This window comes from Rhizobium sp. R693 (assembly GCF_002211315.1).
Taxonomy (GTDB): domain Bacteria; phylum Pseudomonadota; class Alphaproteobacteria; order Rhizobiales; family Rhizobiaceae; genus Rhizobium.
Window position 1 is genome coordinate 1 of record NZ_LOKY01000033.1, and the last position, 13,267, is coordinate 13,267.

Annotated in this window: 15 protein-coding genes and 3 pseudogenes; 9 read left to right on the forward strand and 9 right to left on the reverse strand. The window is 55.7% G+C overall.

Translation table 11 applies throughout. The annotated features are described in order from the left end of the window. Together ATY79_RS20615 and ATY79_RS20620 are read right to left on the reverse strand one after the other, a co-directional pair. Nucleotides 1-172: pseudogene (locus tag ATY79_RS20615) on the reverse strand (LysE family transporter); the annotation flags it as partial. Between the two features lie 229 nt (nucleotides 173-401). Further along, nucleotides 402-866 (reverse strand): hypothetical protein, encoded by a 465-nt coding sequence (locus ATY79_RS20620; protein ID WP_141105752.1) that lies wholly within the window; start codon nucleotides 864-866, stop codon nucleotides 402-404. Nucleotides 867-1,097: 231 nt separating this feature from the next. Between ATY79_RS20620 and ATY79_RS20625 the strand changes: the two genes are divergently transcribed. Continuing rightward, a complete protein-coding gene (locus ATY79_RS20625) occupies nucleotides 1,098-1,493 on the forward strand; it encodes a hypothetical protein (protein ID WP_088704753.1) in 396 nt (131 codons plus the stop codon). Nucleotides 1,494-1,606: 113 nt separating this feature from the next. Here the strand turns inward: ATY79_RS20625 and ATY79_RS20630 are convergent, their stop codons facing one another. Continuing rightward, nucleotides 1,607-2,134: a GNAT family N-acetyltransferase gene (locus tag ATY79_RS20630; RefSeq protein WP_245312416.1), complete on the reverse strand. Its 528-nt coding sequence runs from the start codon at nucleotides 2,132-2,134 to the stop codon at nucleotides 1,607-1,609. A 976-nt stretch (nucleotides 2,135-3,110) separates the two neighbouring features. On the opposite strand from ATY79_RS20630, the gene ATY79_RS20645 reads away from it, so the two are divergent. The 4 genes from ATY79_RS20645 to ATY79_RS20665 all read left to right on the forward strand — a co-directional run bounded on the left by ATY79_RS20645 (nucleotide 3,111) and on the right by ATY79_RS20665 (nucleotide 5,780). Then, the gene (locus ATY79_RS20645) at nucleotides 3,111-3,341 is read left to right on the forward strand and encodes a hypothetical protein (RefSeq protein ID WP_141105753.1); all 231 of its coding nucleotides are present in this window, start codon (nucleotides 3,111-3,113) and stop codon (nucleotides 3,339-3,341) included. A gap of 214 nt (nucleotides 3,342-3,555) precedes the next feature. Beyond that, nucleotides 3,556-3,915 (forward strand): hypothetical protein, encoded by a 360-nt coding sequence (locus ATY79_RS20650; protein WP_088704757.1) that lies wholly within the window; start codon nucleotides 3,556-3,558, stop codon nucleotides 3,913-3,915. A 284-nt stretch (nucleotides 3,916-4,199) separates the two neighbouring features. Continuing rightward, entirely contained in the window at nucleotides 4,200-4,934 is a 735-nt protein-coding gene (locus tag ATY79_RS20660) for a hypothetical protein (protein WP_088704759.1), read from the forward strand. 147 nt (nucleotides 4,935-5,081) lie between these two features. Beyond that, complete coding sequence (locus tag ATY79_RS20665) at nucleotides 5,082-5,780, forward strand: hypothetical protein (RefSeq protein ID WP_088704760.1); 699 nt, start codon at nucleotides 5,082-5,084, stop codon at nucleotides 5,778-5,780. A 366-nt stretch (nucleotides 5,781-6,146) separates the two neighbouring features. Here ATY79_RS20665 and ATY79_RS31680 read toward each other — a convergent pair. Both ATY79_RS31680 and ATY79_RS20675 read right to left on the reverse strand, forming a co-directional pair. Further along, nucleotides 6,147-6,288: pseudogene (locus ATY79_RS31680) on the reverse strand (DNA mismatch repair protein MutT); the annotation flags it as partial. Between the two features lie 168 nt (nucleotides 6,289-6,456). After that, nucleotides 6,457-7,833 carry a RecQ family ATP-dependent DNA helicase gene (locus tag ATY79_RS20675; RefSeq protein WP_245312417.1) on the reverse strand — a complete coding sequence of 459 codons (1,377 nt, stop codon included), beginning with the start codon at nucleotides 7,831-7,833 and terminating at the stop codon, nucleotides 6,457-6,459. Between ATY79_RS20675 and ATY79_RS31685 the strand changes: the two genes are divergently transcribed. After that, nucleotides 7,792-7,977, forward strand: a complete 186-nt coding sequence (locus tag ATY79_RS31685; protein ID WP_245312419.1) for a hypothetical protein — start codon at nucleotides 7,792-7,794, stop codon at nucleotides 7,975-7,977. The two genes, ATY79_RS20675 and ATY79_RS31685, sit on opposite strands and share 42 nt — an antisense overlap. A gap of 15 nt (nucleotides 7,978-7,992) precedes the next feature. Here ATY79_RS31685 and ATY79_RS31690 read toward each other — a convergent pair. The 3 genes and pseudogenes from ATY79_RS31690 to ATY79_RS20685 form a co-directional block, all read right to left on the reverse strand. Next, nucleotides 7,993-8,145 (reverse strand): annotated as a pseudogene (locus tag ATY79_RS31690) (hypothetical protein); the annotation flags it as partial. Between the two features lie 112 nt (nucleotides 8,146-8,257). After that, nucleotides 8,258-8,524, reverse strand: coding sequence for a DUF982 domain-containing protein (locus ATY79_RS20680; protein WP_088704762.1), 267 nt, complete (start codon nucleotides 8,522-8,524; stop codon nucleotides 8,258-8,260). 237 nt (nucleotides 8,525-8,761) lie between these two features. Continuing rightward, nucleotides 8,762-9,160: a hypothetical protein gene (locus ATY79_RS20685; RefSeq protein ID WP_088704763.1), complete on the reverse strand. Its 399-nt coding sequence runs from the start codon at nucleotides 9,158-9,160 to the stop codon at nucleotides 8,762-8,764. Between the two features lie 1,220 nt (nucleotides 9,161-10,380). Here ATY79_RS20685 and ATY79_RS20695 point away from each other — a divergent pair. From ATY79_RS20695 to ATY79_RS20705, 3 genes are all read left to right on the forward strand, one after another. After that, nucleotides 10,381-11,337 carry an HNH endonuclease gene (locus tag ATY79_RS20695; protein ID WP_088704765.1) on the forward strand — a complete coding sequence of 319 codons (957 nt, stop codon included), beginning with the start codon at nucleotides 10,381-10,383 and terminating at the stop codon, nucleotides 11,335-11,337. Between the two features lie 189 nt (nucleotides 11,338-11,526). Then, nucleotides 11,527-11,988, forward strand: a complete 462-nt coding sequence (locus ATY79_RS20700) for a hypothetical protein (protein ID WP_088704766.1) — start codon at nucleotides 11,527-11,529, stop codon at nucleotides 11,986-11,988. Nucleotides 11,989-12,088: 100 nt separating this feature from the next. Beyond that, nucleotides 12,089-12,877 (forward strand): hypothetical protein, encoded by a 789-nt coding sequence (locus ATY79_RS20705; protein ID WP_088704767.1) that lies wholly within the window; start codon nucleotides 12,089-12,091, stop codon nucleotides 12,875-12,877. 46 nt (nucleotides 12,878-12,923) lie between these two features. Here ATY79_RS20705 and ATY79_RS20710 read toward each other — a convergent pair whose 3' ends face one another. After that, nucleotides 12,924-13,088 carry a recombinase family protein gene (locus tag ATY79_RS20710; protein ID WP_245312418.1) on the reverse strand — a complete coding sequence of 55 codons (165 nt, stop codon included), beginning with the start codon at nucleotides 13,086-13,088 and terminating at the stop codon, nucleotides 12,924-12,926. Between the last annotated feature and the right edge of the window lie 179 nt (nucleotides 13,089-13,267).

Sequence of the window (13,267 nt, forward strand, 5' to 3'; positions counted from 1 at the left end):
GCACGACAGGCTCGGCCGTCCAAAGCTTGATACCCATCCAGATCAGATAAGCCGCGCCGGCATAGCGCAGGATCGTCATCACGATCCCCATTTCGGCGGCGATGATCGACAGGCCGAAAGCTGCCAGTGTCAGGAAGATCAGGATGCCGACGACCGTTCCCGCCCCATAAGCGAATCAACTTGGCTTGTCTTGCGTGGAATGACGGAGGCGCTTTCATGAAGTCGGTTCGTTTGCCGATCTCGGGCAACATAACACACATAGTCGCGCCAAACGTTATGGCTGCTGCAATCAACAGTAAATGGCTGGTCATAGTTGCAACGTAGATGATCGGATCGAGAACGCAACAAGCTCAATCCAGCCGCTTTGCGGCTTCGGGCGATGTGGGAACCAGTTCAACGGTTCAAGTGGCACCCGAGAGCGGGCAGAGCACCAACGTCGGGAACGCATCCTTGAAGATTCTTGTCATCTTAGCCTTAAAATCACGAGGAAGCTTGAGTTCGTCTAACTGTTCCGGTGTAAGCTGGGGAACAAAATTGACGTCTTCGAATACCGCAACGGTATTGTCGTGTTTGAGGGTGAAGGTCGTTACCAGATCGATAGAGCCGTGACGCGTAGCTATCGCAAGGCGATGGGAACCGAGATCGGATAGCTTGATATCTTTCTGAAGAACACTGGTTCCACTCTTTTCAACGAGAATGAAGTCGCCCTTGTCCACCGCCAGATAGTCCCCGCTGCACGACGAACCCAAGGCATGGAGTTCGCTGCTTGCGAACCTCACAATATCAGGACTTTCGGTTTCTGATGAGCATCCGACCGAGGCCGCGGCAAACAAGACCAAAACCAATATCCCGGTATGGGCGTTCATGTTATGCATCCCCATGCGGAGTGTAGCTTTCTCAAGCTATCGCGCGGCGAGCTAAAATTTCATGTATGCAACTGATCGTATCTTATCGAGTGGGTGTTGGGCCTGGCCGCTGTGTCGCAGCAGACATGAAGACTTCGCCTCCATCAAAATGATGGTGGTGCCCGGCGTTGTGGCGTCAACCCATGGGATGATAATTTAGCCGACCGGAATGTTTCGGTGGGGGAGCTTGCTATGAGAAAGATTCTTTCAAGCATTGGTGCACTGGCGTTCTTTCTATCAGGTATAAACGCATACGCCGTCGACCTTCCAGCAGGTGCCAAGAAGGTCACGATGGACGAGTTCAAAGCCTTTGCTGACGGCAAGCACGTGAAGGTCGAGATTTTCGACCTGGAGAAGCCTGTGACCGCTGATCTGGTATGGAGTTGGAGGAAAGGCACGATCACCGGCAAGGCCAACGTGGACGGCAAAATGATGGACGTGAACGTCAAGCTCACCTTCAAGGACGGCAAAGCTTGCTCGAACGGAAAAGGCGAGAAGCCAAGTTGCCACTCCATTTATATCGAAGGGGACAAATTCTACGAGGTCCGCGACGACATGAAGGTGCATGCTGTCTCGACGGTCGGGTAAATCTGCGGGTTGAGGTTCTTGTCAGTCGCACTCGCTGCCATCCTGGGGTGGGGCGAACGCGCGCTTTCGGCCGACAAACGTTGACGCCCTCGGGCGGATCGAGCCAAGACCGTTTATCGTCCGAGCGCGTACAAATGAGTTGGAGAGTCGTGCAGCATGACCTCTTGTTCGAATGAGAAGCCACATCTTTCCAAAACCCGCCGAGAGGTCGGATTTATTGGTCTTACCAGCCCGACGATACGGCAAGCTCCGACATCCTCGAATGCAAATCGGATGGTTTCCGTCACCAACTCTGTGGCGAATCCATGCCCCCAATAATCCGGGTGAAGATGGTACGAAAGGTTAAGGCCCTCAAATTCCTTTGAGACCGTGACGCCGCCGAAACCAACGAGATTTTCACCAGCTAAGGCTGCCCATCGTCCGAATCCATGATCCTTCCAGTGAGCCATGTCTCGCGCCAGGCGAGCGGCGCTCTCTTCCGGTGTGTCTGGACGAGGATCGGGACGGTGCGCGACAAGGTCGCGTCTTGAGAACATATCGACAATGAAATCGATGTCGGGGGATTCGGGCGGGTGCAGGGACAATCGGGCAGTTTTTCTGGTTGCTGAGGGTTGTGTAGCCCGCATTTCCGCACCGGTCATTTTGATCATTCCCTACCGACTTCCCATTCCGGCTTATAACAACCAGAGACGCATGCCCTGGGCGCTTCGGGCCGACGCCTCGTCTGGAATTGCGCAATGTGCGGTCACCATCGCCCTGGGGCGGGAGGACCTATGTATGCAAATCTTCCAGAACCAGCATATTAATCCACATAAAGCGCGGGAAATACGGCTAATAGCAACTATGAGGATGGAGGCGGCCAGCTTCAGCACAGCGACATGCCAATCGTGTTCCGGCGTGTCCATCGCCCTTAATACCGATCCGAGATCGGTAAAGAACGAGTTTCTGCTCCTTGGGTTTTGATCACCCATGTTTTGTTCCGTCGCTGGTTTCGCGGATACGCAATACTGCGCCGAAGACGTTACAACAGCCTGCCACCGGTTGAGCCGAAAGCCACATACCTCAACCGTTCAATTTTCCCGAGCCACCTCTTCCGTCCCGGTTTCCAGTTTTGTTGCGAAAACCGGATGAAGCTTGCGCTTTATGGACACTCAAAGGTTGCGCTTTCCATCTCCGCGTAAGCCGCGATTCCTAGTTCTGGCAGCGGGCAGCATGATGCTGTCTGCGTCCTTGTCGCGGGATTGGCTGACTGTTGTCGCAGCGGCAATCCGGGCAAGGGGCACCCAATTGGAGAACAAGATGATCAGAAGACAAATCGCCCAGGCAGGAATGACATTCAGCCGTGAAGAAATCGATATCTGCCAGCGGGCCTTTTACAACGCCTGCGCTGAGAAGCGGATTAGGACCCGGTCCGCTCGGCAGGAACTGGCGCTATCGATAATAGCGCGGTTTCAGAGGAACGACGGAGTGCCGCTCTCGGTCGCTTCCTGACGAGCAAGGTTGCCGAAGCAGTTGGGCCACAACGTCCTGCTTGCACCGCATATCGAGGACGGAGGGGTTTTACGGGCTCTTCCGTGTCAATCGAGGAACAGCTCTATGCCGGATAGCTATAAATTCATGAAGAAGGCCGCAGCCGACCTGACCACGGCGATGACCAAGCCTTACGTCCCTTCCGAGTGGGACAAAAAGCCAAGAAAGAAACATCGGGATGCGTCCGATGGCGACAAGTTCATCAAGAAAGCCGCTGCCGATCTAACCGCGGTAATGACCGCGCCTGATGTCAGTCCAGAAGCGCAGACGGATGCGCCACGCCCTGCACTCGGGTTCGAGAAAGACAATCAAAGATAAGGCCGCTCCTGATGATCGCCGCGTCTTTCTGCGCCCTTATGGTTGTCTGCGTAGACACAGCCTGCCTTGCGATGCTGGCCAACCATCTTGAGGCTCGGCATCCTTTTGGGTATCCCCACCACGTCGATCGGAATGACGGCCTGGCAATGCTTCACCGTGGTGCCCGAGGACTTCGCCGATCAGCCACCGATCGCCGTAATCAGCAGGAGATAACATGAGCGTTCAATTGCAAACGCTGGTCGACGAAATGGGGATGATTGAAGCCCTGAACCGGATGGCCGTCTCACCGGACACGATCGGCCTTTCGAAAGCAGCGGCGCAACAGCGGCTGGCGGCCGCGACGCGGCTTCTGACGATGTCTGCGGAGCGTTCCGCTCGGTTGCTACAGATGGTGAAGACCCTTGTGCCGTCTTCCCCCGGTGTCCAACCAAGTGCCGATGAAGCCATCGCTATCACTGATAGTAACCTGGCAGTTCCAGACGAGCAGCATGATTGCCTTCGTCGACATATGAAACGTTGGCGACCGACGAATATCCGCTGCTTGTCAGTTTTCGAGACTTGTCCAATCCAATGAGCGTGGTCGCTGCTGTGCCGCTTCGTTTCAAAGACTTAGCCATCCCCGTTTCCACGAATCCGCGCGACCCTTCTGAGATTTTCGGACCCGGATACTCCATCCGCGACATCACGCTAAGCATTGTTGACGACGAAATTACCTACGACGTCGTTGGTTCAATATTGCCTTGGCTTGAGCAATATCGAGATAAGCTGTTCGACGGAAATACAATCCACACAATCAAAGCAACCAATCGGCTTGCGAATTCGCTGGCCGCAGGCTCTTTTCGCAGGAGGAGGAGCTAGATGATCGTGTCTCCGCCCAGGAATGTTTTGGAGGCGGCTGCAGCGAATCCCTATTCGAGAGCTCTTGTCGTCGCTGTGATTTCGCTGTTTTTGTCGAGTTGCGACATCCTTGGTTTCCATGACTGGAACTGGTCTCAGAGGCTAGCGGTGACGGTTAATACGCCGACAGGAAAAAAGACGGCATCGAGTGTTTCCCTCGTGCGCTGGGAGAAGACCCCATCATTTCTCATGGGGTTAGGCGGCGGAGGATATTCAGGCAAGCTCACAGGTGAGGTTGTCGTGCTTGAGATTGCCCCGTCGAAATATTTGTTCTCACTATTTGACGACCGCTATGAGGCTGGGACGGTGTTGAATGTTTTCTTCCCAAGGGGCGGTTGGGGTGATCAATTGACGGAGAAGTCCCTTAACACCTTGGAGCAGGCTTCTCACCAGCATTCGCTGTCGGCGAATTACTATCCAAACTTTGTGACGTTCCGCGACATCACCGATCCGGCCTCGGTTGTACCCGTTTCTCCTGAAGACTTCGAAAAGGAGTTCGGCAAGGGAACGAGTCTCGTGTCCGTGACGCTGTCGATCACAGACGAGGAGCCAATCGAAATCAACTTTGCCCAGATACTCCCCTGGTGGCGAAGTTACCAGAACGACAAGCAACTTGATGGCAGTCGCTATACCGATATCGGGTCGAGCCACCGTTTTGCAAACTCCCTTAACAGCACAAATTTTAAGAGAGACTGAAATGACCGACGAATTGTTTCTTGCGATACAGTCCATTGGTGGATGTAACCACGGATATGGCTCGGGGTTGGCGACCGACATAGCAATAATGATGATGCCGATTGCGGCCTCGCGGGACACAGGCTGTTTTCACACAGGACAAGCCGAATGGTTCTGAAGGTTTTCAAGGGACTGTGCCTTACCCTCGCTTTCACAATGTTGTCGTCGTGCGACATGCTCGGATTTCATCATTGGGAGTGGCACCAAAAGCTTACCGTGACAGTCGATACTCCAGAGGGACCTAAGACAGGAAGTTCTGTTGTCGCCATTGAATTGGGCGTGGGTCCCAGGTGGTCAAGCCTTATCGATGCAGCCAAGGAGACAATGACGGGCGAGGCGGTGGCGGTTGAGGTATCACCCGGCAAAACCCTTTTTGCACTACTAAAAGACTACAAGGGCTCTACAGCTCTGAAAATGTTTGTAATGGGCGGCCGGCCCGGCGGAATGGAAGAGCGGGAATATTACCGGCGCATCGACCAGATGGTAGCTTCCCGGGAAACCGTGGTGCTTCCCATCGAGTACTATCCGCTCCTCGTAAGCTTCGGGGATTTGTCCAATCCAATGAGCGTAGTGGCTGTTGACCCATTAGATGCAGCAAAGACCTTGGGCCCCGGAATTTCAATTCGATCGATAACCCTCAGTATTGTCGACGACGAGGTCACGAACGGAATTGTCGACCGCATTCTGCCTTGGCTTGACGAGTATCAGGCCAAGGCTTTCGACGGCAGAACCATTGAAACCATCAAGGCACCTAATCGCCTCGCCAACTCATTGGTCGCGGGCTTCTTTCGCACGAGGAGAAATTAATGGCCGGTTCCAATCTAATGACCGCAATCTTGGCGATGGATGCGTACAATAGGGGTCAGGAGGCTGGCATTGACGGGAGATAAAGGTAGCCGGATCGGCGCATATACACTGGACGCCAGCAGCCTCCCGCCTCAAACGGATTCTGGTTTTTTTGCTGTATCCTACGTCGGCGAGGGGCAGACCGTCATCTCCGATCGCGGCACGAACGATGTTACTCTCCCAGATGTGCTGAACCTCAGTGCCCAAGACTTTGGAATGGTTGGACGATCGGTGCCGGCTATATCGGCTCGACCTCGCAGGCCGATGAGGCGATCGCCTTCTACGAGGCCGTAACCGGAAAGCACTATTGGGAAGCCGCAGTGTCGCGCCAAACTCTACCGTTCCCCCGAGCGGACGAACGCCAGCGACGCGCCCGTGGCTATCATAGACTTCCGCGGCGAGGAGGCGACCGTTCTCGCCAATGAAGGCCGAGAGCCTTCACATTGAATTTCGAACGCAGGGTGCTCATAGGTGACGGATAGTATAGCCGACCCTTGACTGCAATGGCCGACCCCGGACAAATCACCTCAACCACTTCGCGGGGCTGCGTCGACCTGTGTTGCTGAATGGAGGAAGGGGCCTCCAGATGACGAGATTGCAACTTCCGCCTCGTAACTTCCACATCGGGGCGCAAGCTTCAGAAACGTGTGAACACCGACATGACATGATCTGAGAGTGCCTTGGACTGGCGGCCTTGTCGCGCACAGGCGTCGCAACAGTATCGGAAGCGCCGCGCCTTGTTATGGCTGCTGAAGACCCAGTTTAGGATCATGCGTCCGAGTCCTTGCCGGGCCGGGACTTTTGGCCCCTCGAAATATTCGACGAGCCCAGTTCGCAGACAACCCCTGGCATTGAGCAGCACACTTAGGTCATCAATCTGTGAGTACCGCTGTTGGAGCATTGACCGAGCTGTGACTTCATCGAGTTCGGAGCTGTCGGACGTCCTTTCGGCCATAAAGCGAAGGAGGCCGATATCGCGCCCGGCACGATTGCCTTCGGTGAAAATGATCGCTGCCGATTGTTTCCCATCGCGCCCGGCTCTGCCGAACTCCTGAAGGTAATCTTCGACAGACGATGGCTGCTGCCAGTGGATAACGAGGCGAACGTCGGGAACATCCAAACCCATGCCGAAGGCGTTCGTACAGATTATATGGTCGACAACTGGTCGGCTTTCCCCTTGGAAGCGCTTTAGCAGCTCCTGGCGGTCCCACTCCGTTCCGAGTTTCGAGTGGTAAAACGGGACGTCAAGGCCACTGTTCCGCAGGTTCGATTGCAGTTCCTGACCTATACGAGCCGTCGGAACGAAGATCATGGCCTTTCGTTCCGCGATAAACGGCATGCGCAGCAACTTCGCGATCTCCAGGTGACGAGAGGAAGGAGCGCAGCGCCAGCGGATCAATGCGATGTTCGGCCGGTCAACGCCACGAACGAACACTGTGGCATCCTCGATCCCCAAGGATGCCAAGATGCGTTTCTGCATCGCCAATCCGGCAGTCGCGGTGAAAGCCAAAATCGGCGGCGAACCTAAGTTCTGGCGCACCTCCCGCAAACGCCCGTATTCGGGGCGAAAATCACGGCCCCATTGATCGACGCAATGAGCTTCGTCAACGACCATGTATTCTGGCTGGCTTCGTGTCAGGGCATTTCGCTCCTCTTGTCGCCGAACGAAGAAGCGCTCCGGCGCGAGATAGAGGAACTTCACGGCCTGCTCCTCGACCATGGAGTAACGGATTTCCTTCTCGTCATGGCTTATGCCGCTGTTGACGAAGGTGGCCGGTATCTTCTTGCGGAGCAGCCCCGAAACCTGGTCGGCCATCAACGTCTTCAGGGGGCTGACGACAATGGTCATCCCCTTTCGCAGCATGGCAGGGAGCTGGAAACATAGCGACTTGCCGGACCCCGTCGGGCTCACGACCAGAATGGATTTGCCTGTGAGCGCAGCCAAAACAATTGGCAGCTGACCATCGCGAAAATGAGATGCACCAAAAAGCCGGAGGATGGGACCGAAATTCATATCGGCTTCAAGGGCTCGCGCCTCTTTGTCCAGCCATCGTGCCAGGCGCATCGCCCAGCGCTCGATTACCCGCCGCGCCAGACCTCCCGCCAGGTTTGGGTGATGGGCGGCGTGGCAACCATCGCAAAGGGTGACGAGATTTGAGGGCTCGTCGGACCCGCCCATGGACCGAGGCAATAGATGATGCACGTCGGCGTTGGCGGATCGGACCTTCGTTGAACAGGACACGCATTGAAAGCCATCACGTTGCAGGACAATGCGGCGCGTTTGCTTCCAGTTATCTGTCGGGTCTTGGTTGGCGACTTTCCTCATTGGGTTGAGAATGGGCGAAAGTCGCTGAGAAAGCGTAACCAATAGTCATCTGGCATAATAGATCATCAGATCGAAAGGAGCGACTTGCACCAGCCGCCTCCTTTCCCCGTTGTCATCGCTGAACGAGAGTTAGCGCGGCGATACCGGCCTCATCGGCCGCACGCAGGAATGCGGCCCGAAATTGCTCCAGATCGATCTGACCGCTGATCGCATCCACGCACGCCTTCACCGCAGTGACATATTCTTCGCCGTCGTCGGAAGGCCAGTCCTTGAGCAGGAGATATGCTGCGTCGCCAAGCGTGCGTACGATCCTGTGAGCTGGCTGACCGCGGAGAGCCAGTCCGACGGGTGTGAATGCAGATGTTGCTTCCCAGTCCATTATCATCGACCTCAGGGCAGGGATCGTAATCCCCAAGGGGCACCGTACACGTATATTCCAAATTCGTAATTGACGATTGGTTACCTGGCGTGACCGGTCGTGAAGGTATGCCCAAGGAAAGGAGTGGGCGCTCTACGATCTCGTATCGGAGCGCCCTGAGCTGGATCGGTCTTGTTGCGATGATGGCCGACGGCAGGACGCCCTGATGACGAGATTCTGGCCAGAATGCAACGGAAATCAAGGCGGTGGCGGTGAAGAAGGCTGCGAAGGCGATGTAACTTGGGTTTGAGATGTCCGTTGCATCTTGGCCCCATGCAAATTCCAGTTCGTCAGAACCAATGTCGTCATAGCAAAGAATGCCAGCGCTGCCAGATGGATTCTGCCGATGCGGCGCGTGAAATAGGATTTGGCCTTAGCCTCGACAGCCTGGGCCATGGCCCTATTCCGCCTGTCGCCTTCGAGGAGATGCCGGACTATGCGTCCACCTGACCGATCCTGCGCGCGGGACCGATCATCGTCGCTCGGCTCTGCATTCAACCCATGACGCACACCGCTAAAGATCAGGATCACCAGCAACACCCAAAGCACCAAGAAGGACAGCCCAAGAAGGCGGCCAATAGGGGTGGTCATGTCCATTGAGGTCTCCGTGCTATGGAACGTACTCGACTATTGTTCTGTGCACCTCGGCGGATTCACGGGTTAGCCATCCGGCGAGAGCCGCATGGACGATGTCGGTCGAAACGAGCTTCACAGGCCGGAGTTGAAGTCGGCATTGGGGCTCCGTCGTGCGGATACAATATCGAATTCCTCTCGTCGTCAAAGATGTGACCCCACAGCCTTTGGTCGACTATTGATGCGAAACCCCCGCCCTCCTAATGTCGCGATAAGTCAGCCGCAGACTTCCGATGCCTTAACCAGACAGGATGCCATCGTCCTTTTTCGATCCTGGACCGAACAAAGCTGGCGTAGGATTCTGCATCCTTCGGCCGCTTCCTGCTATGACGAGTCCTGTTGCAATAGTGGCAGGCGGCGACGATGTTCTCCTCGATGTCGCGGCCTCCATCACACTGAGCCGTCAAGTGCTCGGCGGTGCATCGGAAGCGCCGGACTTCCCGAGAGATTAAGGAGTAGCGTTTTTTGAAAACCTCCGGGTCGCCTTCCCACATGGGAAAGGAGCAGTAGTAGCATCGCCACTCTTGGCGCTCGGCGGCGGCGCGTCTGAGAATTCTTATTCGGCTGTTTGATCCCATGAGTCCACGTCCGTTGCTTCATTGCTGAAGCGGACGTGCAGCGACCTAAGAGCCGCCCCTCAGTTGGGAGGAAAACCTCGCACAAGACGACGCCTAAAAGCGTCACTCCGCAGTCTTTGAACGGTACGAGCGGCTAGAACTGCCTAACGCTGACGGGCCTTTGACCAGCCCCAAGCAAGCTAATCGTCTTGCCTCCGTCCGAGCTGAAGGTAAACGGGCCAGTAAAATTGTCAATGGGACTCATTCCCAGCTCGCGATTATCTTGTAACCGAAAGAAAGCTTGCTAAGAATTCTTGGTCGTTGGTGATCATTTCTGGGGATTCAGGTGTTTATATTTATTGTAGTCGGACTTGTCTTGGGGTTCGGCGATGGCCAAGAGCAAGAAGATCGCGGATTTTCATTTGAGCGGATCGACAACGTCTCGAGCTGGATCGGGCGGATGAGTGGTTTCTGCCCGCAAGCGTTCCTTGTGTGCGCGGCGTGATCCTAAAATGGAATGGCGTACCTGCGGAAGGTGAAGCAGAGGGCTAGCGCCAGGAGGGGCGTAGAAATGGGTGCGATAGTATTGTCGACACCAGACAACACCGAGAGCTGGCGGATGACACGATGACAGCTGCGTTAGAGCGTTTGCGTAACTTCATCAAGGAGCCAATTCCAGCCATATTCGAGGCCTGCGAGCTTCTTTCGGCTGCGGCGGAGGCTCATCTGAACGGCGACCGCGAGGTTGCCAGGGCCCTGTTTTGTCAAGCTGACATGCGGGAAATCTGGAACTGGGTCAATCCGGACTGGGAGACGCCTCATCGGAACGTGAGGCTTCATAAGCCCGGGGGTGACACGCAAGAAATTCCAAAAATCGAGCGCGATCCACTTCGGCACCCGCCGTTGCACGTCAAGGCGGCTGTGCTTTCGCGCGATGGGTATCGGTGCCGTTACTGCGGCATTCCGGTGATCCATGCCGATGTCCGCAAGATAGCCAACGCGCTTTATCCAGACGCCGTCCCCTGGCAAGCGAGCGACCCGCGTAAACAGCACGCAGCCTTTCAATGCCTCTGGCTCCAATATGACCACGTGGTGCCGCACAGCCATGGCGGCTCGTCGACCGAGGACAATGTCGTAATCAGCTGCGCGCTTTGCAACTACGGAAAAGACAGGTACACCTTGAGACAGCTGGGGATATCCGACCCGCGCCTCCGGCCACCGGCACCGATCTCTTGGGGTGGTCTCGAATGCTTGAGGGCGTGCGCGCCGCCGCGATCGAGGCCGCCCAAAACGTCTGCTGCGAACGGGGATGTTCGGGAGGCGCTTGCGGCGGCCCCTTCGGAGATATCGAGTCCAGCGCATTCCAATGCCTTCTTTCTGCCTGGGGCATGGATACGGGGCGAATACCTGTATACCCCGACGATTGCCGGGAAAGAACGCTGGTTCAAGATTGGCCCGGAATTGATTGCGGAGCCGGCCACACGGAATGGCATCAACGGGTGCCGCCTGCTGTGCTATCCAGCGCTATTTCGGCGGCGCGGTTTGTCTCCAGAAGCACTTCTTGATCCAGAACATTCAGATTGATGGGTTGAAAGCGGTCTGTCCCCATGACGTGCGGGCAATCACGGGGGAGTTGAGTGGTTCTACTCGCTTCCAAGGCTTGCTGGCGTCTCGGCACAGCTTCGTCGCGCATGCAGGTCGCGGCGCGAGCAGCGTGCGGGGTACTCCGGCCGCTCGCAGCCCGGCCTTTTGGCGAGGAAGGTAAGGGGAAAGATGAAGACGATAAACGTGACCGGCCTGGTGCTAGCCGCGCTGATTGCCGCGCCTGCAATGCCAGCAGAAATCACGATCGGGCGCTGGTGCGACCGCATGTTGCCGAGTATACCGCAGTACAATCGTATGATCGAAATCGTAATATCTGAAGCCCACACTCCGACCGCTCGGAATAGCTTCGCGGACGGCTCGACGAACGAGCAAATGCTGGAAGAACTGGGCGGCGACCTCTATGCCGTCAGCGCTTCGTGCCGCTATCATGTTTCAGACGAGGAGAAGGCCACCGCGCCGATCGCGGGGACAAACACGCTCAAGGCGGTTATCAAGCACATTGATACTAAAGAGGCCGAAAAGACCTTTCGACCTTGTTTCCTGGCGTCAGATGCAGCATTCACGTATCGTCGGGTCCGAATTAGGGGAAGTGTCTTGCGGTCCCAGCACGTCCGATCAGCCACGCGGTAGGTCTCAGCCACAACGGGCAGCCCCACACCGTTGGGAATAGACATTCGGTCGTAGTTGATCCAAGGGTAGTGGCGACAACCGTTCTACCATCGGATGCGGCATGACAATTCTGAAACGCCTGCTCAAACGCCCCTTTTCGTCCGCAGACCTTCTTAACCTGGCAGCTCACAACATCGCCAAGCCGCCGCTCCCTCCGAAGATGTATGAGGCGGCCGCGGGATTAGTTGGAAAGCGAGGTGTGTCGCTGCTGGACTACTGGCGTGATGGATTTTCCGTGCAGCTCGGCGAGGTGGCCGCTCAACCGACTTGGCAGCTCCAGCGCTCGAAGCTCTTGAGAGCAGTTCTGACGGAGAATGGCTGGTGCGATGTGTTCGCGTGCACTAACGGGATCGACTCGACGGATGCATGGGCGCACCTCGTCGCCGATTTGGAGTTTTTCCAGGCTTTCCCTAAAGACACTTGGAAAACAGTTCTTCTCCAGCGATACATAATCGCGCTGTTGAACGCGGCCTGCCTGATAGAATTGGGCCATAAGGCCTTTGCCCTGACCAAGCTCAAAGAGATCGAGCTAAAACTCCACAGCGAGTACTACAGGGAAATTCTCAAGCTCGACTTCTCAATCAATCAGATGATTGCCTCGCTGGTGGATGAAGAGGAAGACGAGCAAGCGCTAAGGCTGGCCGACGAGAAAGACAATATCATCAACCCTCTCATTGCCGATCAGTACAAGTTGCTCGCCTTGATCGCCGAACAGATCGCAAACTCCGAGATAGACCTGTCGTCACTGAAGGCAAAGATGGATGCCTTTGACGCGCGGAAGCGCGAGTTGGCGGAAGTCTTCCGGCAAGCATCTGAATTGGCAGATCAAGATGGAAATGGTGGGGGGTGAAATGGCGAAGATTTTTCGCGCTGCAGCTTCCGCTGCCTTGGGCCCGTCATGGCAATTGCTCTGCAATCATTACGAGCTGGAATAGGCTTATAAAATCGATTTTTCGCCGGCCGAGCTTTTCAATGATTTGAATAAGTTCCCGAATCGATCGGCCCAGCCTGTCGAGCCTCCATACGATGAGAGTGTCGCCAGGTCTCAGCGATCGCAACACCGAGATCAATCCTTCCCCAGTGGGTGAAATACAAATCAATTTTCAGGCGTAGGGTGAATGAATAACACGGCAGGATCGACTTCCGATCTTTCAGAGGAAGGCAAAAAAAGGCTCGCCGCCGCTAAGGCGGCCATTCAATCGACTTATGGTCAAGTAGTTCTGGCGATGAGTTCCGTTCC

Excerpts from the sequence above, each read along its gene's own strand:
- ATY79_RS20645 (WP_141105753.1), top strand. The coding sequence starts at position 3,111 with ATGAAGAAGGCCGCAGCCGACCTGACCACGGCGATGACCAAGCCTTAC.
- ATY79_RS20695 (WP_088704765.1), top strand. The coding sequence starts at position 10,381 with ATGACAGCTGCGTTAGAGCGTTTGCGTAACTTCATCAAGGAGCCAATT.
- ATY79_RS20700 (WP_088704766.1), top strand. The coding sequence starts at position 11,527 with ATGAAGACGATAAACGTGACCGGCCTGGTGCTAGCCGCGCTGATTGCC.
- ATY79_RS20630 (WP_245312416.1), bottom strand. The coding sequence starts at position 2,134 with ATGACCGGTGCGGAAATGCGGGCTACACAACCCTCAGCAACCAGAAAA.
- ATY79_RS20650 (WP_088704757.1), top strand. The coding sequence starts at position 3,556 with ATGAGCGTTCAATTGCAAACGCTGGTCGACGAAATGGGGATGATTGAA.
- ATY79_RS20685 (WP_088704763.1), bottom strand. The coding sequence starts at position 9,160 with ATGGACATGACCACCCCTATTGGCCGCCTTCTTGGGCTGTCCTTCTTG.
- ATY79_RS20680 (WP_088704762.1), bottom strand. The coding sequence starts at position 8,524 with ATGGACTGGGAAGCAACATCTGCATTCACACCCGTCGGACTGGCTCTC.
- ATY79_RS20675 (WP_245312417.1), bottom strand. The coding sequence starts at position 7,833 with ATGAATTTCGGTCCCATCCTCCGGCTTTTTGGTGCATCTCATTTTCGC.
- ATY79_RS20665 (WP_088704760.1), top strand. The coding sequence starts at position 5,082 with ATGGTTCTGAAGGTTTTCAAGGGACTGTGCCTTACCCTCGCTTTCACA.
- ATY79_RS31685 (WP_245312419.1), top strand. The coding sequence starts at position 7,792 with ATGAGATGCACCAAAAAGCCGGAGGATGGGACCGAAATTCATATCGGC.
- ATY79_RS20625 (WP_088704753.1), top strand. The coding sequence starts at position 1,098 with ATGAGAAAGATTCTTTCAAGCATTGGTGCACTGGCGTTCTTTCTATCA.
- ATY79_RS20620 (WP_141105752.1), bottom strand. The coding sequence starts at position 866 with ATGAACGCCCATACCGGGATATTGGTTTTGGTCTTGTTTGCCGCGGCC.
- ATY79_RS20660 (WP_088704759.1), top strand. The coding sequence starts at position 4,200 with ATGATCGTGTCTCCGCCCAGGAATGTTTTGGAGGCGGCTGCAGCGAAT.
- ATY79_RS20705 (WP_088704767.1), top strand. The coding sequence starts at position 12,089 with ATGACAATTCTGAAACGCCTGCTCAAACGCCCCTTTTCGTCCGCAGAC.